General features: G+C 69.6%; 23 protein-coding genes and 2 tRNA genes. 13 read left to right on the forward strand and 12 right to left on the reverse strand.

Annotation, left to right across the window (positions count from 1 at the left end; genetic code table 11):
* Positions 1-7: 7 nt before the first annotated feature.
* Genes moaC through E3U25_RS23535 form a run of 5 tightly spaced genes read right to left on the reverse strand, consistent with a single transcriptional unit; the run spans position 8 to position 3,564 of the window.
* Complete coding sequence (moaC, locus tag E3U25_RS23515; RefSeq protein WP_036751819.1) at positions 8-481, reverse strand: cyclic pyranopterin monophosphate synthase MoaC; 474 nt, start codon at positions 479-481, stop codon at positions 8-10.
* Complete coding sequence (gene trpC, locus E3U25_RS23520) at positions 478-1,269, reverse strand: indole-3-glycerol phosphate synthase TrpC (RefSeq protein WP_036751817.1); 792 nt, start codon at positions 1,267-1,269, stop codon at positions 478-480. The genes moaC and trpC overlap by 4 nt, the downstream gene beginning before the upstream one ends.
* Before the next feature lie 9 nt (positions 1,270-1,278).
* Entirely contained in the window at positions 1,279-1,947 is a 669-nt protein-coding gene (locus E3U25_RS23525; RefSeq protein ID WP_116222908.1) for a uracil-DNA glycosylase, read from the reverse strand.
* Positions 1,940-2,977 (reverse strand): anthranilate phosphoribosyltransferase, encoded by a 1,038-nt coding sequence (trpD, locus tag E3U25_RS23530; protein WP_116222907.1) that lies wholly within the window; start codon positions 2,975-2,977, stop codon positions 1,940-1,942. Before trpD ends, E3U25_RS23525 begins: the two co-directional genes overlap by 8 nt.
* Positions 2,974-3,564 carry an anthranilate synthase component II gene (locus tag E3U25_RS23535; protein ID WP_036751810.1) on the reverse strand — a complete coding sequence of 197 codons (591 nt, stop codon included), beginning with the start codon at positions 3,562-3,564 and terminating at the stop codon, positions 2,974-2,976. The genes trpD and E3U25_RS23535 overlap by 4 nt, the downstream gene beginning before the upstream one ends.
* A 164-nt stretch (positions 3,565-3,728) precedes the next feature.
* On the opposite strand from E3U25_RS23535, the gene E3U25_RS23540 reads away from it, so the two are divergent.
* The 4 genes from E3U25_RS23540 to trpE all read left to right on the forward strand — a co-directional run bounded on the left by E3U25_RS23540 (position 3,729) and on the right by trpE (position 9,588).
* A complete protein-coding gene (locus E3U25_RS23540) occupies positions 3,729-4,823 on the forward strand; it encodes a hypothetical protein (protein ID WP_208861663.1) in 1,095 nt (364 codons plus the stop codon).
* Positions 4,824-4,834: 11 nt separating this feature from the next.
* Positions 4,835-6,010, forward strand: a complete 1,176-nt coding sequence (locus tag E3U25_RS23545; RefSeq protein ID WP_116222906.1) for an aminotransferase — start codon at positions 4,835-4,837, stop codon at positions 6,008-6,010.
* Positions 6,011-6,133: 123 nt separating this feature from the next.
* Positions 6,134-8,086 (forward strand): peptidylprolyl isomerase, encoded by a 1,953-nt coding sequence (locus tag E3U25_RS23550; RefSeq protein ID WP_116223270.1) that lies wholly within the window; start codon positions 6,134-6,136, stop codon positions 8,084-8,086.
* Positions 8,086-9,588: an anthranilate synthase component I gene (trpE, locus tag E3U25_RS23555; RefSeq protein ID WP_072461578.1), complete on the forward strand. Its 1,503-nt coding sequence runs from the start codon at positions 8,086-8,088 to the stop codon at positions 9,586-9,588. Before E3U25_RS23550 ends, trpE begins: the two co-directional genes overlap by 1 nt.
* A gap of 228 nt (positions 9,589-9,816) precedes the next feature.
* On the opposite strand, the gene E3U25_RS23560 is transcribed toward trpE, so the two are convergent.
* From E3U25_RS23560 to fabI, 4 genes are all read right to left on the reverse strand, one after another.
* A complete protein-coding gene (locus tag E3U25_RS23560) occupies positions 9,817-10,203 on the reverse strand; it encodes a hypothetical protein (protein WP_140847008.1) in 387 nt (128 codons plus the stop codon).
* A 112-nt stretch (positions 10,204-10,315) separates the two neighbouring features.
* Positions 10,316-10,813 carry a xanthine phosphoribosyltransferase gene (gene gpt / locus E3U25_RS23565; protein ID WP_036751800.1) on the reverse strand — a complete coding sequence of 166 codons (498 nt, stop codon included), beginning with the start codon at positions 10,811-10,813 and terminating at the stop codon, positions 10,316-10,318.
* Positions 10,814-10,822: 9 nt separating this feature from the next.
* Positions 10,823-11,425: a LysE family translocator gene (locus E3U25_RS23570; protein WP_116222904.1), complete on the reverse strand. Its 603-nt coding sequence runs from the start codon at positions 11,423-11,425 to the stop codon at positions 10,823-10,825.
* 9 nt (positions 11,426-11,434) lie between these two features.
* A complete protein-coding gene (gene fabI, locus E3U25_RS23575; protein ID WP_036751796.1) occupies positions 11,435-12,262 on the reverse strand; it encodes an enoyl-ACP reductase FabI in 828 nt (275 codons plus the stop codon).
* An 83-nt stretch (positions 12,263-12,345) separates the two neighbouring features.
* Between fabI and pdxH the strand changes: the two genes are divergently transcribed.
* From pdxH to E3U25_RS23595, 4 genes are all read left to right on the forward strand, one after another.
* Positions 12,346-13,008: a pyridoxamine 5'-phosphate oxidase gene (pdxH, locus tag E3U25_RS23580; RefSeq protein ID WP_116222903.1), complete on the forward strand. Its 663-nt coding sequence runs from the start codon at positions 12,346-12,348 to the stop codon at positions 13,006-13,008.
* A gap of 131 nt (positions 13,009-13,139) precedes the next feature.
* On the forward strand, positions 13,140-13,733 hold the full coding sequence (locus tag E3U25_RS23585) for a cold-shock protein (RefSeq protein WP_024844983.1): 594 nt from the start codon (positions 13,140-13,142) through the stop codon (positions 13,731-13,733).
* The gene (locus E3U25_RS23590; RefSeq protein WP_036751792.1) at positions 13,730-14,224 is read left to right on the forward strand and encodes a DUF192 domain-containing protein; all 495 of its coding nucleotides are present in this window, start codon (positions 13,730-13,732) and stop codon (positions 14,222-14,224) included. Before E3U25_RS23585 ends, E3U25_RS23590 begins: the two co-directional genes overlap by 4 nt.
* 68 nt (positions 14,225-14,292) lie before the next feature.
* A tRNA-Pro gene (locus E3U25_RS23595) sits at positions 14,293-14,369 on the forward strand.
* A gap of 367 nt (positions 14,370-14,736) precedes the next feature.
* Here the strand turns inward: E3U25_RS23595 and E3U25_RS23600 are convergent.
* Positions 14,737-14,934 carry a hypothetical protein gene (locus E3U25_RS23600; RefSeq protein WP_116222902.1) on the reverse strand — a complete coding sequence of 66 codons (198 nt, stop codon included), beginning with the start codon at positions 14,932-14,934 and terminating at the stop codon, positions 14,737-14,739.
* Positions 14,935-15,105: 171 nt separating this feature from the next.
* Between E3U25_RS23600 and E3U25_RS23605 the strand changes: the two genes are divergently transcribed.
* Together E3U25_RS23605 and ptsP are read left to right on the forward strand one after the other, a co-directional pair.
* Positions 15,106-16,362: an aspartate kinase gene (locus E3U25_RS23605; RefSeq protein WP_036751790.1), complete on the forward strand. Its 1,257-nt coding sequence runs from the start codon at positions 15,106-15,108 to the stop codon at positions 16,360-16,362.
* Positions 16,363-16,393: 31 nt separating this feature from the next.
* Positions 16,394-18,637, forward strand: coding sequence for a phosphoenolpyruvate--protein phosphotransferase (gene ptsP / locus E3U25_RS23610; RefSeq protein ID WP_036751788.1), 2,244 nt, complete (start codon positions 16,394-16,396; stop codon positions 18,635-18,637).
* Positions 18,638-19,025: 388 nt separating this feature from the next.
* Here the strand turns inward: ptsP and E3U25_RS23615 are convergent.
* Both E3U25_RS23615 and E3U25_RS23620 read right to left on the reverse strand, forming a co-directional pair.
* A tRNA-Arg gene (locus tag E3U25_RS23615) sits at positions 19,026-19,102 on the reverse strand.
* Between the two features lie 93 nt (positions 19,103-19,195).
* Positions 19,196-20,626, reverse strand: coding sequence for an ATP-binding protein (locus E3U25_RS23620; protein WP_116222901.1), 1,431 nt, complete (start codon positions 20,624-20,626; stop codon positions 19,196-19,198).
* 238 nt (positions 20,627-20,864) lie between these two features.
* Between E3U25_RS23620 and rpmH the strand changes: the two genes are divergently transcribed.
* From rpmH to yidD, 3 genes are read left to right on the forward strand one after another with little or no spacing between them, the layout of a single operon-like run.
* Positions 20,865-21,002: a 50S ribosomal protein L34 gene (gene rpmH, locus E3U25_RS23625; protein WP_011747211.1), complete on the forward strand. Its 138-nt coding sequence runs from the start codon at positions 20,865-20,867 to the stop codon at positions 21,000-21,002.
* 32 nt (positions 21,003-21,034) lie between these two features.
* Complete coding sequence (gene rnpA / locus E3U25_RS23630; RefSeq protein WP_036751784.1) at positions 21,035-21,478, forward strand: ribonuclease P protein component; 444 nt, start codon at positions 21,035-21,037, stop codon at positions 21,476-21,478.
* A complete protein-coding gene (gene yidD / locus E3U25_RS23635; protein WP_036751782.1) occupies positions 21,475-21,717 on the forward strand; it encodes a membrane protein insertion efficiency factor YidD in 243 nt (80 codons plus the stop codon). The genes rnpA and yidD overlap by 4 nt, the downstream gene beginning before the upstream one ends.
* Positions 21,718-21,746 lie beyond the last annotated feature (29 nt).

A 21,746-nucleotide genomic window follows, 5' to 3' on the forward strand; every position in this document is an offset into this window, starting at 1 on the left:
TCCCCCTTCAGGGTGCGGCGCGGAACGGGCCGGATTTGCCGCCGGTCTTGGACAGCAGGCGGATGCCTTCGATCCGCATGTCCTTCTGCGCGGCCTTGAGCATGTCATAGACGGTCAGGCAGGCCGTCGAGACGGCGGTCAGCGCCTCCATCTCGACCCCGGTCTTGCCGGCGGTGCGGACGGTGGCGGTGACGCGGATGCCGGGCAGGGCGGGGTCGGCGGCCAGGTCGACCGAGACCTTGGTGATCGGCAGCGGGTGGCACAGCGGGATCAGGTCCGCGGTGCGCTTGGCGCCCATGATCCCGGCCAGCCGCGCCACGCCCATCACGTCGCCCTTGGCCGCGCCGCCCTGCGCCAGGGCCAGCGTCTCGGGCGCCATGATCACCACGCCCTCGGCCACCGCCTCGCGCGCGGTCTCGGGCTTGTCCGAGACATCGACCATATGCGCTTGGCCCTGGGCGTCGAAATGCGTCAGGCTCATGCCGCGAGGCCCAGGATCTGACGGGTGGCGCCGGTCACGTCGGGCTGGCGCATCAGGCTTTCGCCGATCAGGAAGCGCCTGACCCCGGCCTCGGCCATGCGGTTCAGGTCGGCAGGCGTGAACAGCCCGCTTTCGCAGACCAGGTCGCGATCGGCGGGCACATGCGGCGCCAGGTCCAGCGTCACGTCCAGGCTGACCTCGAAGGTCTTGAGATTGCGGTTGTTCACCCCGATCAGCGGCGATTTCAGCCGCAGCGCGCGGTCGAGTTCGGCGCGGTCATGCACTTCGACCAGCGCGTCCATGCCCCAGTGGAAGGCGGCGTCCTCAAGCTCGGCGGCCAAGGCGTCGTCGACCGAGGCCATGATGATCAGGATGCAATCGGCACCCCAGGCGCGGGCCTCGGCCACCTGGTAGGGATCGTAGAGGAAATCCTTGCGCAGCGCCGGCAGGTCGCAGGCATCGCGCGCGGCGGTCAGGAACTCGGGCGCACCCTGGAAGCTGGGGGCGTCGGTCAGCACCGACAGGCAGGCCGCCCCCCCGGCCTCATAGGCGCGGGCCAGCGCGGGCGGGTCGAAATCCGGGCGGATCAGACCCTTGGAGGGGCTGGCCTTCTTGATCTCGGCGATCAGCGCATGGCCGGTCGCGGCCTTGCCCTCCAGCGCGCGGGCAAAGCCGCGCGGCGGGGTGGCGGCACGGGCCGCGGCCTCGACCCCGGCCAGCGGGCGGGCGGCCTTGGCGGCGGCGATTTCTTCCAGCTTGTAGGCCTTGATGCGGTCGAGAATATCCATGGCGTCGGTTTACCCCGCGGCGGCGGTTTCGGAAAGGGCCCAGTCGATCGGCGGCTCGCCCCGCGACCGCAGCCAGTCGTTCACCCGGCCGAAGGGGCGCGAGCCGAAGAAGCCGCGCCGCGCCGACAAGGGCGAGGGATGGGCGCTTTCGATCACCAGGTCCTGCGGCCGCGGCAGCCCGGCCAGCGCCTTTTGCGCATGCGCGCCCCAGAGGATGAAGGCCAGCGGCCGTTCGGCCTGGGCGCGGGCGACGGCCTGGCGCGCCAGCTTCTCCCAGCCCCATTTCGCATGGGCGCCGGCCTGGCCGGGCAGCACGGAAAGCGAGGTGTTCAAAAGCAGCACCCCCTGCCGCGCCCAATGGCTGAGGTCGCCGTTCGGCGGGGCGGCGCCCAGATCGTCGCGCATCTCGGCATAGATGTTTTTCAGCGACCGCGGCAGGGCGGTTTCCGGCGTGACCGAAAAGGCCAGCCCGTTGGCATGGCCCGGCGTGGGATAGGGGTCTTGCCCCAGGATCACCACCCGGACCTGCTCGGGCGGGGTCAGCTCCAGCGCGGCAAAGACGCGGGCGGGACCGGGCAGCCAGTCGCCGTCCCGCAGGCGGGCGGCGATGGCCGGCCAGTCCTGGCGAAAGAACGGCAGTTCGGCCCAGGCGGCGGGAACGGGGATGCCCTCAGCCATGGGGCTCGGCCGGCGCGCCCACCTCGGCGGCCAGCGCGGCCAGCTTGGCCCTGGCCTTGCCGCTGTCGATCGAATCGCGGGCGATCTCGGCCCCTTCGCGCAGCGAGGCGGCCTTGCCGGCGATCAGCAGCGCGGCGGCGGCGTTCAGCACCACGGCGTCGCGATAGGCGCCCGGCGCGCCCTCCAGCAGCGCCCGCAGCGCTGCGGCGTTCTGCGCAGGATCGCCGCCCAGGATCGCCTCGAATGGATGGACGGGCAGGCCGGCATCCTCGGGCGAGATCTGGAACTCGGTGATCTCGCCGTCCTTGAGCTGCGCCACCCAGGTCGGCTCGGCGATCGAGATCTCGTCGGTGCCGTCGCCGCCATGCACCAGCCAGGCGCATTCCGAGCCAAGCTCGCGCAGCGTCTCGGCCATGGGCCGGTTCCAGACCCGGTCGAAGGTGCCGGTCAATTGCCGCCTGACCGAGGCGGGGTTGGTCATCGGCCCCAGCAGGTTGAAGATCGTCCGCGTGCCCAGTTCCGCCCGCGCCGGGCCGACATGGCGCATGGCCGGATGATGCACCGGCGCCATCATGAAGCAGATGCCGGTGGCGGCCAGCGCGGCCTCGGCGATCTCGGGCGTGCCCATCACGTTCAGTCCCAGATGGGTGATCGCGTCGGCCGAGCCCGATTTCGAGGACAGGTTGCGGTTGCCGTGCTTGGCGACCGGCACGCCGGCGCCCGCGACCACGAAAGCGGTGGCGGTCGAGATGTTCAGCGTGCCCTTGCCGTCGCCGCCGGTGCCGACGATGTCCATCGCGCCCTCTGGCGCCTGGATGCGGTTCATGCGGGCGCGCATGGCGCGGGTGGCGGCGGCCATCTCCTCGACCGTCTCGCCGCGCACGCGCATGGCCATCAGCAGGCCGCCGATCTGGGCGGGGGTGGCCGCGCCCTCGAACAGCGCGCCAAAGGCCGCCTCGGCCTCGGTCCCGGTCAGGGGCCGGTTGGCGGCCAGGCCGATCAGCGGGCGGATGTCGGTCGCCGCGCTCATGCGGCGCGGTCCAGGTTCGAGCAGCGGCGCAGGAAGTTGCGGATCATGTCGTGGCCATGTTCCGAGGCGATGCTTTCGGGATGGAACTGCACGCCCTCGACCGGCAGGGTCCGGTGCATCAGCCCCATGATCGTGCCGTCCGCGGCAGTGGCGGTGACGCGCAGGCATTCGGGCAGGCTTTCCGGCTCGACCGTCAGCGAATGATAGCGCGTCGCGGTCAGTGGCGAGGGCAGGCCGGCGAACACCCCGGTCCCGTCATGGCTGATCGCGTCGGTCTTGCCATGCACGATGCGGCCGGCGCGCACCACCTTGCCGCCGAAGGCCTCGCCGATGGCCTGGTGGCCCAGGCAGACCCCGAACAGCGGCACGCCCTTGTCCGCCGCCGCGCGGATCAGCGGCACGATGATCCCGGCATGGGCCGGATCGCAGGGGCCGGGCGAGATCACGATGCCCTGCGCGCCCATCCCCAGCGCCTCTTCGACGGACAAGGCGTCGTTGCGGCGGACGACGACCTCGGCCCCGGCCTCGCCCATGTAATGCACGAGGTTCCAGGTGAAGCTGTCGTAATTGTCGATGAGCAGGATCATGGTCTGGGCCTTCCGGCTGGGGCGCCTTGCATTGGGGGGTGAACCCCGGAAATTCTGCGGCTATAGATGGGCTAAAGCCTTGCCGCGGGTCAAGAGCGCGAGGCAAGAAAAACGGCGCCAGGGCGCATGCGGCGCGGCATTGGGGGCAGGGGCTGGGCAAGGGCATGGCAAGAGGGTTCGCGACGGGTCTGGTTCATGGCGCGCTGGCCTGCGGCGCGGCGCTGGTCGGGCTGTCGCTGGCGCTGCCGCAGCCGCCGCGCCCGCAGGCGCCCGGCCCCGTTGGCCAGGGCCCCGCGGCCGAGACGCTGTCGGTCCCGGCGGGGTCCGAGTTCTCGCGCGCCAGCGACATGCAGCCGCAGGCCCCGGCGCCGCTTGCCGCCGGGGCGCCGCGCCCCGCCCTGGCCCCGCTGGCGCCGCGTCCGGCCGACGAAACCGCCCCGGCGCCCGCCGATCCCGCCGGGCTGCGCCCGCTTGCGCCCGCCGAAAGCCCCGCCGCGCCCCGGATTGCCCTGCCCGAGGCCGATCCCATCGACCTGCCCGATCCGGCGGGCGAGGCGCCGATCCCGGTGCCGCCGCCCGGCCAGGTGGTGGTGCCCGTGCTGGACCGCGCCCCCGAACGCGCCCTGCCGGCCCCGGCGCCCGAGGCGCAGCCTCGAGCGGCGCATGAGGCACCTGCCGTTTCCACCGGGACGCAGCCGGCTTCGCCAGCCCCTGCCCTTGGAGCGGACGCGGCATCCGCCGACACGGTGCCCCAACCGCCCCCCGCCGCGCCGGCCGTTTCCGCTGGGACGGAACCGCCCGCGGACGCATCCCCGTCGCCGCCCGCTGCCTCAGCGCCCGAGGTGCGGCCCCAAGCGATGCCCGATGCACCTGCCGTTTCCGGTGGGACGCAGCCAGCCGAGGACGCGCGCCCGTTGCTGATCCCCGCACCTGGCCCGGACGCGGCATCCGCCGACACGATGCCCCAACCGGCCGGGTCCGCGCCGCCGTCGCCGCCCGCCGTCCCAGCGTCTGAGGCGCAGCCCCAAGCGACGCCCGATGCACCTGCCGTTTCGACCGGAACGCAGCCGGCCGGGAACGCGCGCCCTTCGCCGCCTGCCGCCCCAGTGCCCGAGGGGGCGCCCGGCATGGCAGAGCCTTCCGCCGCGCCGCAAGACACCGCGCGCGGGCAGGGCGGCGAGCCTGTCCGGCCCGCAGCCGGTGCGGGCCTCGACCTGTCCACGCCGCCCGATTTCGGCGCGCTGCGCCTGACCGACTGAGGCCCGTCGCCATGCTGCCGCTGAACCCCGCCCTTGCCGCGACCTTTCGCCCGCCCGTCATGGAGGCGCGGCGCTGGCTTGCCGGACTGACCTTTCCGCCCGAGCGGCCGCTGATCAACCTCAGCCAGGCCGCGCCGGTCGAGCCGCCGCCCGAGCCCTTGCGCCGCGCCATGGCCCAGGCGGCGCTGGAGCGGCCCGACGCGCATCTCTATGGCCCGGTGCTGGGCCGCCCCGAACTGCGCGAGGCGGTGGCCCGCGAATGGTCGGCCGCCTATGCCGGCACCATCCGGCCCGAAGAGGTGGCGATCACCCAGGGCTGCAACCAGGCCTTCTGCGCCGCGATCCAGAGCCTGGCCGGGCCGGGGGACGAGGTAATCCTGCCGACGCCCTGGTATTTCAACCACAAGATGTGGCTCGACATGCAGGGCATCCGCACCGTTCCCCTGCGCTGCGGCGCGGACATGGTGCCGGACGCGGCCGAGGCGGCCAGGCTGGTCACGGACCGCAGCCGCGCCATCGTGCTGGTCAGCCCCAACAACCCCTCGGGGGCGGAATACCCGGCCGAGACCCTGCGCGCCTTTGCCGAGCTGGCGCGGTTGCGCGGGCTGGCGCTGGTGCTGGACGAGACCTATCGCGACTTCGATGCGCGCGAGGGCGCGCCGCACGACCTGTTCGCCGATCCCGACTGGGGCGAGGTGCTGGTCCATCTCTACAGCTTCTCGAAAGCCTATCGCCTGACCGGGCATCGCGTCGGCGCGCTGATCGCCAGCCCGGCGCGCCTGGCCGAGATCGAGAAGTTCCTCGACACCGTCGCCATCTGCGCCGGCCAGATCGGCCAGATCGGCGCGGCCTGGGGCATGGCGAACCTGCGCACCTGGCTGGCGGGCGAGCGGGCCGAGATCCTTGCCCGCCGCGCCGCCATGGCCGAGGGCATGGCGCGGCTTCCCGGCTGGCGCGTCAAGGGCTGCGGCGCCTATTTCGCCTGGGCCGAGCATCCGTTCGACATGCCCTCGCCCGAGCTGGCGCAGCGCCTGCTGCATCAGGCGGGGGTGCTGCTGCTGCCCGGCACCATGTTCATGCCCGAGGGCGATGCGCAGGGCGCGCGCCATGTCCGCATCGCCTTCGCCAACGCCGACCGGGACGGCATCGCCGCGCTGATGCGCCGGCTGGAGGCGTTCCGGCCCTGACCGGCCGACCGGATTGTGATCTGCGGGAAAGGCGGCGCGGCGTCGCGGCACTTGCCGCCGGGGCCTCGGCACCCTAAAGACTTGCGCTGACTGACAAGAACAATGGCGGGGCACGGCGACAAGATGCGAGGCAAGGGCAAATCGACCATCGTCTGGTTGCTGATGGGCATGCTGGTCCTGGGGCTGGGCGGCTTCGGCGTCACCAATTTCTCGGGCGGCTCGGCCGACATCGGCGCGGTGGGCGATGTCGAGATCTCGGCCCAGGACTATGCCGGCACCCTGCGCGCCGAGATGCAGGATTTTTCCGCCCGCACCGGCCGGCAGATCAGCGCCGCCGAGGCCAAGGCCATCGGCGTGGACCAGGCGGCGCTGGCGCGGCTTTACACCGCCGCGGCGCTCGAGGCCGAGGCGAACCGGCTGGGCGTCTCGGTCGGCGACCAGGCGGTGGCCGAGCAGATCACCGGCATCGCCGCCTTCCGCGGGCTGAACGGCCAGTTCGACCGCGCCATCTATGCCGATGCGCTGCGCCGCGAAGGGATGCGCGAGGCCGAGTTCGAACATGACCTGCGCATGGACATGGCGCGGCTGATCCTGCAGGACGCGGCGCTGGCCGGGGTCAGCGCGCCCGAGCCGGTGGTGGCGCAGACCCAGGGCTGGCTGCTGGAGACGCGCGACGTCCATTGGCGCGAACTGACGGCCGAGGATCTGCCCGCGCCGGTCGCCACCCCGGACGAGCCCACGCTGCAAGCCTGGCACAAGGCCAATGCCGACCGCTTCACCGCGCCCGAGATCCGCAGGATCACCTATGTCTGGCTGACCCCCGAGATGCTGGAGGGCGAGGTCGAGGTCGACGAGGCGGCGCTGCGCGAGCTTTACCAGGACCGGATCGAGGAGTTCCAGCAGCCCGAGCGCCGCATGGTCGAGCGGCTGGTGTTTCCGACCATGGCCGCGGCCGAGGAAGCCAAGGCGCGCATCGACCGCGGCGAGATCACCTTCGAGCAGCTGGCCGCCGAGCGCGGGCTGACGCTGGCCGACATCGACCTGGGCGAGGTGAGCCAGGCCGAACTGGGCGCCGCGGGCGAGGCGGTCTTTGCGCTGGAAGAGCCCGGCGTCGCCGGCCCGGCCGGTTCCGACCTGGGGCCGGCGCTGTTCTCGATGAACGCGATCCTGGAGCCGCTGGACATTCCCTTCGAGGAGGCGCGCGACGACCTGCGGCTCGAGGCCGCGGTGGATCGCGCCCGCCGCCAGATCGAGGAGCGCTCGGGCGAGTTCGCCGACCTGCTGGCCGGCGGCGCCGCGCTGGAGGACATGGCGCAGGATACGCCGATGCAGCTGGGCCGCATCGACTGGAGCCAGGGCGCCGAGGCCGATCCGAACGGCATCGACGCCTATCCCGAATTCCGCCAGCGCGCGGCGCAGCTGACCGAGAAGGACTTTCCCGAACTGTTCGAGACCGGCGACGGCGGCGTCTTCGCCATGCGGCTGGACGAGATCGAGCCGCCGACGCTGATCCCCTTCGAGGAGGTGCGCGAGCGCGTGGCCGAGGACTGGGCGCGCAACGAGACCCATCGCCTGCTGCTTGCCCTGGCCGAGGAGCGCCGCGTCGAGGCCGAGGCGGCCGCCGAGACCGGCATCGAGCCGGCCCCGGCGGCGGCGACCGCGCCGGTCGCCCAAGCCCTCGGCGCCGCCGCGACCGGGACCGGGACCGATAGCCCCGCTCCGGCGGCCGAGAAGCCCGTCCCCGATCCCGGCACGCCTGCGACCAACCTTGCCCGCGGCGGTTTCATCAACGGCGTGCCGCAGGACGTGGTGGCCCAGGCCTTCGAGATCGCCGATGAGGGCGCGACCGAGGTGGTCGATGCCGAGAACCGGGTCTTCCTGGTCACGCTGGACCGGATCCACCCGGCCGAGACCGAGGGCGACGAGGCCGCGCAGATCCGCGAGGGCATCTCGGCCCGGCTGGCGGATTCGCTGCGCCAGGACGTCTTCGACTATTTCACCCGCGCGCTTCAGGCGCAGGCCGGCGTGACGCTGAACCAAACCGCGGTGGATGCGGTGAACGCGCAGGTCCAGTGATGGAGATCACCCCCGATTTCGCCGGATTCGAACGCGGCTGGGCCGAGGGGCGCAACCAGCTTCTGACCATCCGGCTGGCGGCCGACCTGGACACGCCGGTCAGCCTGATGCTGAAGCTGGCCGAGGCCGCGCCCAATTCCTTCATGCTGGAAAGCGTCACCGGCGGCGAGGTTCGCGGCCGCTATTCCTTCATCGGCATGAAGCCCGACCTGATCTGGGAATGCCGCGACGGCCAAGCCCGCATCAACCGCAATGCGCGCTATTCCGACGAGTTCGCGGGCGACGACCGCCCGGCGCTGGACAGCCTGCGCGCCCTGATCGCGGAAAGCCGCATCGACATGCCGGACGGCGTCCCGGCGGGGGCGGCGGGGCTTTTCGGCTATCTCGGCTATGACATGATCCGCCTGGTCGAGCGGCTGCCCGACGTGAACCCCGATCCCCTGGGCCTGCCCGATGCGATGATGATGCGCCCCTCGGTCGTTGCGGTTCTGGACGGGGTCAAGGGCGAGGTGTTGCTTTGCGCCCCCGCCTGGCATGACGCGGACACGCCCGCCCGCGCCGCCTATGCCCAGGCCGCCGAGCGGGTGATGGAGGCGCTGCGCGCGCTGGACCGCCAGCCCAGCGAGCCGCGCGCCCTGGGCCACGACCTGAAGATCGGCGAACTGCGCAGCAACTTCAGCAAGCCCGCCTATCTGGCGGCGGTCGAGAAGGCCAAGGAATACATCCGCGCCGGCGACATCTTCCAGGTGGTGCCCTCGCAACGCTGGGCGATGGATTTCCCGCTGCCGCCCTTTGCGCTTTACCGCGCGCTGCGGCGCACCAACCCCTCGCCCTTCATGTTCTTCCTGAACTTCGGCGGCTTCCAGATCGTCGGCGCCTCGCCCGAGATCCTGGTGCGGCTGCGCGAGGGCGAGGTGACGATCCGCCCCATCGCCGGCACCCGCCCGCGCGGCGCCACGCCCGACGAGGACCGCGCGCTGGAGGCCGACCTGCTGGCCGACCAGAAGGAACTGGCCGAGCATCTGATGCTGCTGGACCTGGGCCGCAACGACGTGGGCCGGGTGGCGCGCATCGGCACGGTCCACCCGACCGAGCAGTTCACCATCGAGCGCTACAGCCATGTGATGCATATCGTCTCGAACGTGGTGGGCGAACTCAACGAGGGCGAGGATGCGCTGTCGGCGCTGCTGGCGGGGATGCCGGCGGGCACGGTCTCGGGCGCGCCCAAGGTCCGGGCGATGGAGATCATCGACGAGCTGGAGCCGGAGAAGCGCGGCGTCTATGCCGGCGGCGTGGGTTATTTCGCCGCCAATGGCGAGATGGACATGTGCATCGCCCTGCGCACTGGTGTGATCAAGGACGGGCAGCTTTACATCCAGGCCGGCGGCGGCGTGGTCTATGACAGCGACCCCGAGGCCGAGTTCATGGAAACGGTGAACAAGAGCCGCGCCCTGCGCCGCGCGGCCGAGGAAGCGGCGCGTTTCGTGCGCGGGAACGGATAGGGCGCGGCTGCCGCCGGCGGGCTCAAATCCCGCCCGCGATGCCTGGCCTGGCAAGGCAACTGGCGGACCGGCGCCGCTGCGCCGGAATAGGGCACGGTTGCTGCCGGCGTGCTCCACCCCCCCCCTCCGCCCGCGATCCCTGGTGTGCCAAGGCGGCTGGCGGAGGCCGGTGGGTGGTCCGGCCGGGCAGGTGGTCGGCCCCGCTGCGCCGGAATGCGGCAGGAGCGGTCAGTCCTGCCAAAAGGGGATGTCCGTGCGGCAGTAATTCCCCACCGCCATCCCCACGGGCAGCGAGCCGTCGCGCGGTCCCGAACCGAACGCGGACAAGCCGGCCCCTTCCGCCTTTCGCGCGGGATCAAGGGTAAAGACGATCCCCTGGCCCGCCGCGCGTGGCTTGGGTGTGGCGCGCCAGATCCGGGTCTTGCTGGGCTGGCCCAGGGCGCGCTGCGCATAATCGCCGGCGGCACACCAATAGTCGGTATCCTCGCGTCGCGGCTGATAGGCGACCGCGATCTCGGCCGGGCCGGTCTGCGTGACGGTCATGCCGTTGCGGGCCGTGAAGGCGGCGGCCGGCATCGGCAGCAGCAGCAGCGCGGCAAGCAGCATCGGTCGCATCGGGACTTCCCCTGGGACGACGGGCCGTGTCCGGTCCGCCATCCGATGATGCGCCACAAGCATGTCCGGGGCAATCCCGAAGGACCGACCGCCCGCGCCATGCCGCGTGGGGTCAGTCCTCGCCGCGATAGGGCTGGACGTATTGCAGCGCCATGTCCCAGGGAAAGAAGATCCAGGTGTCCTGGCTGACCTCGGTCACATAGGTCTCGACCATGGGCCGGCCCTTGGGCTTGGCATAGACGGTGGCGAAATGCGCCTTGGGATACATGGTGCGCACATGTTCCAGCGTGCGGCCCGAATCGACCAGGTCGTCCACCACCAGGATGCCGTCGCCGTCCAGCATCACCGCCGGGTCGGGGGCCTTCAGCACCGTGACCTCGCCGCGTTCCTGCCCGCCCTTGCCGCGATAGGACTTGACCGAGATCGTGTCGATCACCCGCACGTCAAGTTCGCGTGCGACGATCATCGCCGGCACCAGCCCGCCGCGGGTGATGGCCAGGATCGCGCGCCAGGGGCGATCCTCGAGCCGCCAGGCCAGCGCGCGGGCGTCGCGGTGCAGCTGGTCCCAGCTGATGTGGAATCCGCGTTCATGGGGCAGGCGATCGTTCATGCTGGCTCCTTAGTGGTTGACGATCAAAAGCAGGCCCAGCAGCGCCATGGCGATGCCGGCGGCCCGGTCGATCCAGAACTTTGCCGCAAAATAGCGCGCGCGCATGACGGCTGTCGACATCAGAACGGCCACCAGCGCATACCAGAACAGCTCGGTCGCAAGGCAGATGCCATAGATCAGCGCCTGGCGCGCGATCCCCATCGGCTCGGGAAAGACCGACAGGATCAGCGCGGCATAGAACAGCGCGGGCTTGGGATTGGAAAGATTCAGCGCGATCCCGCCCCAGAAGCCCTTGCTGGCGCCGCCCGCCGCCGGCGGCAGCGGCAGGGTCGAGGCGCGCCACAGCGCCCAGGCGAACCAGAGCAGGTAGAAGCCGCCGAAGATCTTGAGCGCGACGAACAGCGCCGGGTGCAGCCGGAACAGCACCGCGAGGCCGGCCAGGGCGAAAAAGCACCACAGCGAGGCGCCGGTGGCCAGCCCCAGCGCATAGGGCAGGGCGCGGGCGCGGCCATGCAGGAAGGCGGTCTGCACCGTGGCGATGATCGCCGGCCCCGGCGTCAGGATCGCCAGCGTCAGCGCCGAGACAAGCGCGATGACCTGTTCGGCGCTCATCGCGGGGGATCAGTCCTTTTTCGTGGTGGCGATGTCGGGGGCGTCCACGGCCTTCATGCCGACGATGTGATAGCCGGAATCGACGTGGTGCGTCTCGCCCGTCACGCCCGAGCCCAGGTCGGACAAAAGATAGACCGCCGACTTGCCGACATCGTCGATGGTGACGTTGCGGCGCAGGGGCGAGTTCAGCTCGTTCCATTTCAGGATATAGCGGAAATCGCCGATGCCGCTGGCGGCCAGCGTCTTGATCGGCCCGGCCGAGATGGCGTTGACGCGGATGCCGTCCTTGCCGAAATCCTCGGCCAAGTAGCGCACCGAGGCCTCCAGCGCGGCCTTGGCGACGCCCATGACGTTGTAATGCGGCATCACCCGCTCGGCCCCGTAATAGGTCAGGGTCAGCATGGCGCCGCCGTTCGGCATCATCGCGGCGGCGCGGCGCGCGACGGCGGTGAAGGAATAGACCGAGATGTCCATGGTCATCAGGAAGTTGTCGCGCGTGGTGTCGGCATAGCGGCCGCGCAACTGCTCCTTGTCGGAAAAGCCGATGGCATGGACGATGAAGTCCAGGCTGTCCCAGCGCTCCGCGATGGTCGCGAACAGCCCGTCGACCGAGGCCTCGTCGGCCACGTCGCATTCGGCCAGCAGGTCCGAGCCGATCTGCGCGGCCAGCGGCTCGACCCGGCGCTTCAACGCCTCGCCCTGATAGGAAAAGGCCAGCTCGGCACCCTGTTCGGCCAGCGCCCTGGCGATGCCCCAGGCGATGGACTTGTCGTTCGCCAGGCCCATGATGAGGCCGCGGCGACCCTTCATCAGCCCATTCCCGCCGTCACTTGACATGATGCTGCCCCTCGCGCTTCTTCGGTTTTCAGCAGGATTAGGACAAGTGCATGGAGGCATCAAGTGTCGGCAAGCAGGCAGCCATGAGCGACCGCAGCGGAATTTTCGCGGGCGACGACCCCTTTGCCATCGCCCGCAGCTGGTTGGCCGAGGCCGAAAGGACCGAGCCGAACGACCCCACCGCCATGGCGCTGGCCACCGTCGACGCCGTGGGCATGCCCGATGTGCGCATGGTGCTTTTGAAGGATATCGAGGGCGCGGGGGCGGAGGGCTCCTTCGTCTTCTATACCAATCACGAAAGCGCCAAGGGCAGCCAGATCGAGGCGACCGGGGTCGCTGCCTTCGTCATGCACTGGAAGTCCCTGCGCCGGCAGATTCGCGTGCGCGGCAATGTCACCCGCGTCGAATCCGACCTGGCCGACGCCTATTACGCCTCGCGTCCCTTGCAGTCGCGCATCGGCGCCTGGGCCTCGCGGCAAAGCCGGCCGCTGGCCAGCCGCGGCGCGCTGATGGGCGATGTGGCGCGGCTGGGAATCAACCTGGGATTGAATCCGCCACGCCCGCCGCATTGGGGCGGCTATCGAATCCACCCGGTCCAGATCGAGTTCTGGGCCGATGGCGCCTTCCGCCTGCATGACCGTTTTCGTTGGACAAAACGAGGTTTTTCCGGCGAAAACTGCGAGGCAGAGGACAATAGTCAAGAAATTATTCAAAGTTTATGGCAAGTCTGCCGTCTTAGCCCTTGATGCGGGTTCGCGATTTATCCATGGTATGGAAAACCTGACCAATCCGGCTCCACCTTCGTTCAGACGGGATCGAAGGGCGCGGGACCGGAGTTTCGGGTGGTTTCTGGTTTTGTAACGGGTGACAGGACGACATGGAAGAAGACGACGAGCAACAGCGCAAGATTGCGGGCGTCGTGAAATGGTTCGATGGCAGCAAGGGCTTCGGTTTCCTGACCGATCCCGAGGGTGGTGCCGACATTCTTCTGCACGCCAACGTGCTGAGGAATTTCGGCCAGAGCTCGGTTGCCGAGGGCTCTCATGTGGTTGCCATCATCCAGAAGACGCCGCGCGGCATGCAGGCGGTCGAGGTGCTGGAGATCACGCCGCCCGCCAGCGAGCCGATGCCCGCCATCGCCGATCTGTGTTCGGCCACGCCGGAAGAGATCGCGCAGCTGCCGCTGCTGCCGGCGCGGGTGAAATGGTTCGACAAGGCCAAGGGCTTCGGCTTTGCCAATATCTTCGCCGAAAAGGCCGACGTGTTCCTGCATGTCGAGGTCTTGCGCCATTCCGGCTTTGCCGATCTGGCCGTGGGCGAGGCGATCGCGCTGCGCGTGGTCGATGGCCGGCGGGGGATGATGGCCGCACAAATCCTGTCCTGGGAGAAAGCCGCGATCGAGGCGCGGCAGACACAGCCGGGGGGAGCGGCCGCGCTCGCTAAATTGCGGCTGGTCGCGGGCGCGGTATGAAGTTGCGGGCCGTTTCGGTTGTTCTTGCTCTTCTTGTCATAAATCAATCACCGGCCCTTGCGGCCACCTGCCACCCCGACCGGGCGCTGTTCCAGGGTCGGGGGAAGCCGGTCGAGATCGCGGTCGAGATCGCGGACAGCGACGAGGAACGCGCACGGGGCCTGATGTTCCGCCGCGACCTGCCGGCGGGGCAGGGCATGCTGTTCATCTACGAATCGCCGCAGCCGGTCAGCTTCTGGATGCGCAACACGCAGATCGCGCTGGACATGATCTTCATCGATGCGCGGGGCGAGGTGCGCCACGTCCATCCCATGGCCCGGCCGCTGGACGAGACGGCGATTCCCGGCGCCGCGCCCGGCGATCCCGCGCCCGAGCGGCTGATGGTGCTGGAGGTGCGCGGCGGCGACGCGGCGCGGCTGGGCATCCATCCCGGCATGGTGCTGTCGCATCCGCGCCTGCCGCAGCAGGATGCGCTGGCGCCCTGCGACTGAAGGCGCGGGCGGCGCGTCAGTTTTCCCTTTCCCCCCGCGCGGTCAGCCGCTAGACAGCGCGGCAGGTCCGGGGCGTAGCGCAGCCTGGTAGCGCGACGGTTTTGGGTACCGTAGGCCGGAGGTTCGAATCCTCTCGCCCCGACCACTTCCTGCTTTCCCGCACGGGTCCGGCGGCCGCCTCGGCGGATTCCTGCCGAAAAAGCCAGCGTGACTTTGCCGCATCAGCGCCGCTTCATGACTGGATGGGCGTCCCGTTGTTTTCAGGGCGTCACATTCGTCTGATCGAAGGTGTTTTGATGAGTATGCGAGGTTCTCATGAACGCTTGGTGGAGCGCGTCCGTCTGCATCAACCGGACACTTGGGGGACAGCAATCAGAGCCGCTTTGCTCGCGCGTCTATCGTCAGCCGCCGTCGCCCTGGCGCAGCGCCTTCATGGCGCTGATGGACTGCATCTTTTCCGAAACGGCCCATTGCGAGACCATCCATAGCCGCTGGCGCGACCGCCGCGGTGCCTAGCTTTTGGCGGCAAGCTGCCGCTCCAGCTGCTCCAGCGCGGCGATGGTGGCGTCGTAGCTGTTGCCGGCCTTGGGAAAGCGCGCCTTGCGGCCGCGATAGAAGGCCAGCCATTTCGGCAGCTCGTCCAGCGGATAGGTGGCCGACCAGATCTTGCCGGTCAGCGTAAAGGTGGATTCGTCATGCGTCACTTTCATGCCGCCCTTTTGCGGCCCCGCGCCCGCCGCTTCAAGATCCCGGCCGCGCTGGCGGCGGGACGGGCAAAATAATGCACCGGAAAGTTCGGGAAACGCCTGCCGCCCCTTGTTCTTTTCCCGTCCCGACCCTAGAAGGCCCCCCTGAAAACTGGTGATGCTGGGGGCAAGGGAATGCCGCTTCTGGTGATGAAATTCGGCGGCACCTCGGTTGCCGACCTGGACCGCATCAAGAACGCAGCGCTGAAGGTTCAGCGCGAGGTCGAGCGTGGCTATGACGTGATCGTCATCGTCAGCGCCATGTCGGGCAAGACGAACGAGCTGGTCGGCTGGGTCGAGGCCACCTCGCCGCTGTTCGACGCGCGCGAATACGACGCCGTCGTCGCCTCGGGCGAGAATGTCACCGCCGGGCTGATGGCGCTGACCCTGCAGGAGCTGGGCGTGCCCGCGCGCAGCTGGCAGGGCTGGCAGGTGCCGATCAACACCACCTCGCAGCATTCGGCGGCGCGCTTCGTCAGCATCCCGCGCCAGAACATCGACCAGAAATTCGCCGAAGGCATGCGCGTGGCCGTGGTCGCGGGCTTCCAGGGGCTTGGCACCGACAACCGCATCACCACCCTAGGCCGGGGCGGCTCGGACACCACCGCCGTCGCCTTCGCCGCCGCCTTCGGGGCCGAGCGCTGCGACATCTATACCGACGTGGACGGGGTCTATACCACCGATCCGCGCATCACCTCCAAGGCGCGCAAGCTGAAGAAGATCGCCTTCGAGGAGATGCTGGAACTGGCCAGCCTGGGGGCCAAGGTTCTGCAAACCCGCTCGGTCGAGCTGGCGATGCGCTACAAGGTCCGCCTGCGGGTGCTGTCCTCGTTCGAGGAAACCGACGAGAACAGCGGCACCCTGGTCTGCGATGAGGATGAAATCATGGAATCGAAAGTCGTCAACGGCGTCGCCTATTCCCGCGAAGAGGCCAAGATCACCCTGGTCACGGTCGAGGACCGCCCCGGCATCTCGGCCGCGATCTTCGCGCCCCTGGCCGAGGCCGGCGTGAACGTGGACATGATCGTCCAGAACATCTCGGAAAAGGATTATGAGGATCACCCCGGCTCGGTGACCGACATGACCTTTTCCTGCCCGGTGAACCAGGTCGCCCGCGCCCGCAAGGCGATGGAGGATGCCAAGGCCGCCGGCCATATCGCCTATGACGACCTGGTCGTGGACACCGAGGTCGCCAAGGTCTCGGTCGTGGGCATCGGCATGCGCAGCCATGCCGGGGTCGCCGCGCGCATGTTCAAGGCGCTGGCCGATGAAAACATCAACATCAAGGTGATCTCCACCAGCGAGATCAAGATTTCGGTGCTGATCGACCGCAAGTATATGGAACTGGCGGTTCAGGCGCTGCATGATGCCTTCGAACTGGAAAAGCCCTGAATCCGGGCCGATAGGCTGAAGCGGGAGGATTATGCCCGAACGCAAGGACAGCGACTCGCGCAAGCTGCTGCGGCGGCTGCGCGAAACCTTGGCCGCCCCTGGGGGCGGCCAGGACCGTCTGGACCAGATCACCCATCACATCGCCGATTCGATGGGGACCGAGGTCTGCTCGATCTATCTTTTCCGCGACCCCGCCACGCTGGAGCTTTGCGCCACCGAGGGTCTGAAGCCCGAATCGGTCCACAAGACCCGGCTGCGCCTGGGTGAGGGGCTGGTCGGCCGCGTCGCCCGCTCGGGCCGGCACGTGAACACCGCCAATGCCCCGGCCGAGCCCGGTTTCCGCTACATGCCCGAGACCGGCGAAGAGGTCTATTCCAGCTTCCTGGGCGTGCCGATCCAGCGCGTGGGCGAGCGGCTGGGCGTCCTGGTGGTGCAGTCCCGCGATGCCCGCCAGTTCAACGAGGACGAGGTTTACGGCCTGGAGGTCGTCGCCATGGTGCTGGCCGAGATGGCCGAGCTGGGCGCCTTCCTGGGCTCGCAGGCGGACAGCCTGCCGCTCCAGCACCGCTTTCCGGTCATGTTCCGCGGCTCGACCGCGCAGGAGGGCGCGGCCGAGGGCCGTGTCTGGCTGCACGAGCCGCGCGTCGTGGTCACGAACCCGGTCGCCGACGATCCGCTGAAGGAAAAGGCCCGGCTGATCGAGGCGGTGGCCATGCTGCGCACCACGGTCGATTCCATGCTGGCCGCCTCGGACATGGGCTCGGGCGATTCGGCCGAGGTCATGGAAACCTATCGCATGTTCGCCCATTCCCGCAGCTGGCTGCGCCGGATGGAAGAGGCCATCGAGCTGGGGCTTTCGGCCGAGGCGGCGGTGGAAAAGGAACAAAGCCAGGCCCGTGCCCGGCTGGAAAGCGCCGCCGATCCCTATCTGCGCGACCGGCTGCACGATCTGGACGACCTGTCGAACCGGCTCTTGCGCATCCTGACCGGGCAGGGCCGCGACACCGGGGCCGAGATGCCCGACGACCCGATCCTGGTCGCCCGCAACATCGGCCCGGCCGAGCTGCTGGATTACGGCCGGCGCCTCAGGGGCGTGGTGCTGGAGGAGGGCTCGGTCGGCAGCCATGCCGCCATCGTGGCGCGGGCGCTGGCGATCCCGCTGGTGATCCATGCCGAGCGCGTCACCTCCGAGGCGCTGAACGGCGACCTGATCCTGGTGGACGGCGACATGGGCACCGTGCATCTGCGCCCCGAGGAATCGGTCGCCAAGGCGTTCCGCGACAAGATGGCGATGCAGGCCGAGGCGCAAAAGCGCTATGCCGGGCTGCGCGACCTGCCCGCCACCGCGAAATGCGGCACGACGATCCAGCTTTACATGAATGCCGGGCTGATGGCCGACCTGCCCAGCCTGGAAAGCTCGGGCGCCGAGGGGGTGGGGCTGTTCCGCACCGAGTTGCAGTTCCTGACCCGCACCCGCGTCCCCCGCCGGGGCGAGCTGGCGGCGCTCTATGCGCACGTGCTGGACAATGCCCATGGCAAGCCGGTGATGTTCCGCACGCTGGACATCGGTTCGGACAAGGTGCTGCCCTACATGAAGCCGCAGGACGAGCCGAACCCGGCCATGGGCTGGCGGGCGATCCGCGTGGGCCTCGACAAGCGCGGCGTGTTGCGGATGCAGCTCCAGGCGCTGATCCGCGCCGCGGTGGGGCGGCCGCTTTACGTCATGTTCCCCTTCATCACCGAGATGGGCGAGTTCGAAGAGGCGCACAAGCTGTTGATGGAGCAGCTGGCGCGCGAGCAGCGGCTCGGCCATGCCATGCCCTCGGACATCCGCGTCGGCGCGATGCTCGAGACGCCCTCGCTGGCCTTCGCGCCGAAGAAGTTCTTCGAGATGTGCGATTTCATCTCGGTCGGCGGCAACGACCTCAAGCAGTTCTTCTTTGCCGCCGACCGCGAGAACGAGCGGGTGCGGCGGCGCTATGACACGCTGAACAGCTCGTTCATCTCGCTGCTCGACCAGATCGTGCGGCGCTGCGACGAGGCGCGGGTGCCGGTCTCGTTCTGCGGCGAGGATGCCGGACGCCCGATCGAGGCGGTGACGCTGGCGGCGCTGGGTTTCCGGCGGCTGTCGATGCGCCCGGCCTCGATCGGGCCGGTCAAGCACCTGATCCGGCGCGTGGACCTGGGCGAACTGAAGCGGCTGATCGACGACGCCCGCACCCTGGGCGAGACGAACCTGCGCCGCTGCATCACCGACTGGCTGGCGCGGCAGTAGCCGGCCCGCCGGCCGCGCCGTATCGCGGTCGGAGGGCCGTCGCAGGCCACCGCCGCGGCGCTGCCTGCGCCGAATCGCGATGCCGCAAGGCCGAGGTTTTCGGCGCCCATAGTCTTGCTATGACACCACAGGGAGCCACGGTCCATCGCGACGTCCCGGACCCTGCACCGGCGCGCCCGCCGGACAGGTCCGGGCTTTCAAGCATCTTTGGCAGCCGCGGTCGGTGGGCGCCATGCCGCGCCCTCTTTCGACCGCAAGCACGAACTGGCCGGGCGCCCGGCTTTGGCCGAAGCGCGGGACGCCGATTTGCCGCTGCGTGCTCGCCTGCACAGGCCAAACCTCGAAAGACAAGGCCGCCCGAAAGGGGCAATGATGTCTGGAAATTCAATGGCGGACCCGGAGCGATTCGAACGCCCGACCCCCAGATTCGTAGTCTGGTGCTCTATCCAGCTGAGCTACGGGTCCGCTGTGAGCCGGTGATTTAGAGTGAGCGCCGGGGGGGCGCAAGGCCAAAACGACCCGTGTCGAAAACTTTTTTGGAAAACCCGCGGGTGCGGCCTAGCCCGCCGTCGCCTCGGCCTGCGAGGCCAGGCCCGCCAGCTCGCGCGGCAGGTGCAGGATGAACTGCGTGCCCTCTTCGTCGCTGCGCAAAAGCTCCAGCCGGCCGCCGTGGTTGCGCACCAGGTCGGCGGCGATGGCAAGGCCAAGCCCGGTGCCGCCCTTGCGCGAGCCGCCCGAGAACGGCTGGAACAGGAAATCGCGCGCCTTCTTCGGCAGGCCGGGGCCGGTGTCGCCGATGCGGATCCACCATTCCTGCTCGTCCTCGCCGGCGCCGATCTCGATGGTGCCGGGCCGGCGCGTGGCCTCGATCGCCTGGCGGGCATTGCGCACCAGGTTCGACAGCACCCGGAACAGCTGGTCGCGGTCGGCGCGAATCGTCAGGCTCGATGGCACGTCGGTCAGGAATTCGATCGGCTCGGCGCCCTCGGGATGGTCCGAGGCCAGCGCCTCGCCCTCGGTCACTTCGCCCACCAGCGCCGAAAGGTTGAAGCGCGACAGCGAGGGCGCCGGCTCCTCGGCCTTGCCGAAGGCCAGCGTCGTCTCGCACAGGTTCACCGCCCGGCTGATCGAGTTCACCAGCTTGGGCGCGGCGCGGCGCACGGCCGGGTCGGCGCTGGTTTCCAACCGATCGGCGAATATCTGCGCCGTGGTCAGGATGTTGCGCAGGTCGTGGCTGATGCGCGCCACCGCCTGGCCCAGCTGCGCCAGCCGCTCCTTCTGCTTCAGCGCCGAGGTGACGGTGCGCTGCATGGCGGCAAGCGCGGTCTCGGCCTCGTTCAACTCGGTCAGGCGCGCGTCGGGGGTGATGATCGAGCGCGCGTCCTCGGGGGCGCTGGCATAGGCGGTCATGTGGCTGATGACGCGCCGGATCGGCACCAGCAGCAGCCGCTGCGCCGCCAGGTTCAGAAGCAGCGCGGTCAGGACCGAGAAGGCGGCCGAGATCAGCAGGAGCCGCAGCCCGTAGTCGATCATCTCGTTGCGCAGCCGCTGGGTGTCGGTGGTGATCTCGATCAGCTGCCCGGCCTGGTTCACCGGCGCGCCGATGACCCGGATCACCCGGTTCTGCGGATCGGCCAGCTGTGCCAGCCCGTCGCGGATCGAGGTCCAGAACGGCTGTTCGCGCAGATCGTAGGTCGCCGCGATCGGCCCCGGAATCGGCGAGGACAGCACCAGCTGGCGCACGTCGTTGCGCCGCAGCACGACGTTGAAGACGCCGGCGTTCTCCAGCAGTTCCGATTCGAGGTCCGCGGCCAGCGATTCGTCGGTCGCCAGCAGCGCAAGGCTGGCGATCTGCGCGCGCTCCAGCCGCGATTCCAGGAAATCCAGCCGATAGTTCGCGATCGAGGGCAACAGGATCAGCAATTCGGCCAGAAGCACGAAAATGCCCGTGATCACCGCGAATCGGCCCGATAAGCTATTCAGGGACATGGTCGGTTCTGCTATTCCCCTCGTCGCGGCGCCGTTGCATCACATAGTGGCTGACATTGTGCAGTTCAAACCTGCGTGACATGGTCCCGGTTCCCCCGAACCTGCCGCAGCCGCGAAATCCTTTCAATGTGGTTGACTTGGGCTGCGGGGGCGACTATCCAGCGGGCCTCGAATGACCGGCGCGTCCTGCGTGGGCCGATGGCCCATACCCTGACCCGCCCCGACCCGGAGTTGAAAGATGTCGAAACGCACCTACCAGCCGTCGAACCTGGTTCGCGCCCGCCGCCACGGCTTTCGCGCGCGCATGGCGACCAAGGGCGGCCGCCGCGTGATCAACGCCCGCCGCGCCAAGGGCCGCAAGACCCTCAGCGCGTAAGCCCGCGCGCCGCAGGGCGTGGGCTTGCCGTGATGGACAGCACCCCCAAAGCCGCCGCCGCTGACCGGACCCGCGCAGATGCGATGCCGGACAGGGCGGCTTCTGCTGTTTCGGGGCCGCGGCTGGAAACCCTGCGCAAGCGGGCGGATTTCTTGCGCGCCGCCTCTGCCCGGCGGCAGGGCACGGCCGGCTTTCTGCTCCAGGCCCGCCGCCGCCCCGAGGGCGAGGCGGGGCAGGCGATCCGGGTCGGCTTCACCTGTTCGAAAAAGCTGGGCAATGCCGTGACGCGCAACCGTGCCAAGCGCCGGCTGCGGGCGCTGGCGCGCGAGGTCATGCCGGGCGCGGCGCGGCCGGGCTGGGACTACGTGCTGGTCGGTCGCCCCGGCGCCACGGTCGAGCGCGGCTTTGCCGAGCTGCGCGCCGATCTGGCGGCGGCGCTTTCTCGGGTGCATGGCGCGCGGGGGGATGGCACGTGACCCCGCTGGCGCATCTTCTGGCGCTGCCGGTGCGGGCCTATCGGCTGGTGGCCAGCCCCTGGGTCGGGCATGGCTGCCGCTTCCAGCCGACCTGCTCGGCCTATGCGCTCGAGGCGCTCGAGCGGCATGGCGCGGCCAAGGGCGGCTGGCTGGCGGCCCGGCGGGTCTGCCGTTGCCATCCCTGGGGCGGGCATGGCTTCGACCCGGTGCCGGGCAGCGAGACGACGCCGCAGGACTGAGGCGGCGCTTTCATCAGGGCGCAAGGGCG

It is taken from the genome of Paracoccus versutus, from assembly GCF_029909795.1.
GTDB lineage: Bacteria > Pseudomonadota > Alphaproteobacteria > Rhodobacterales > Rhodobacteraceae > Paracoccus > Paracoccus versutus.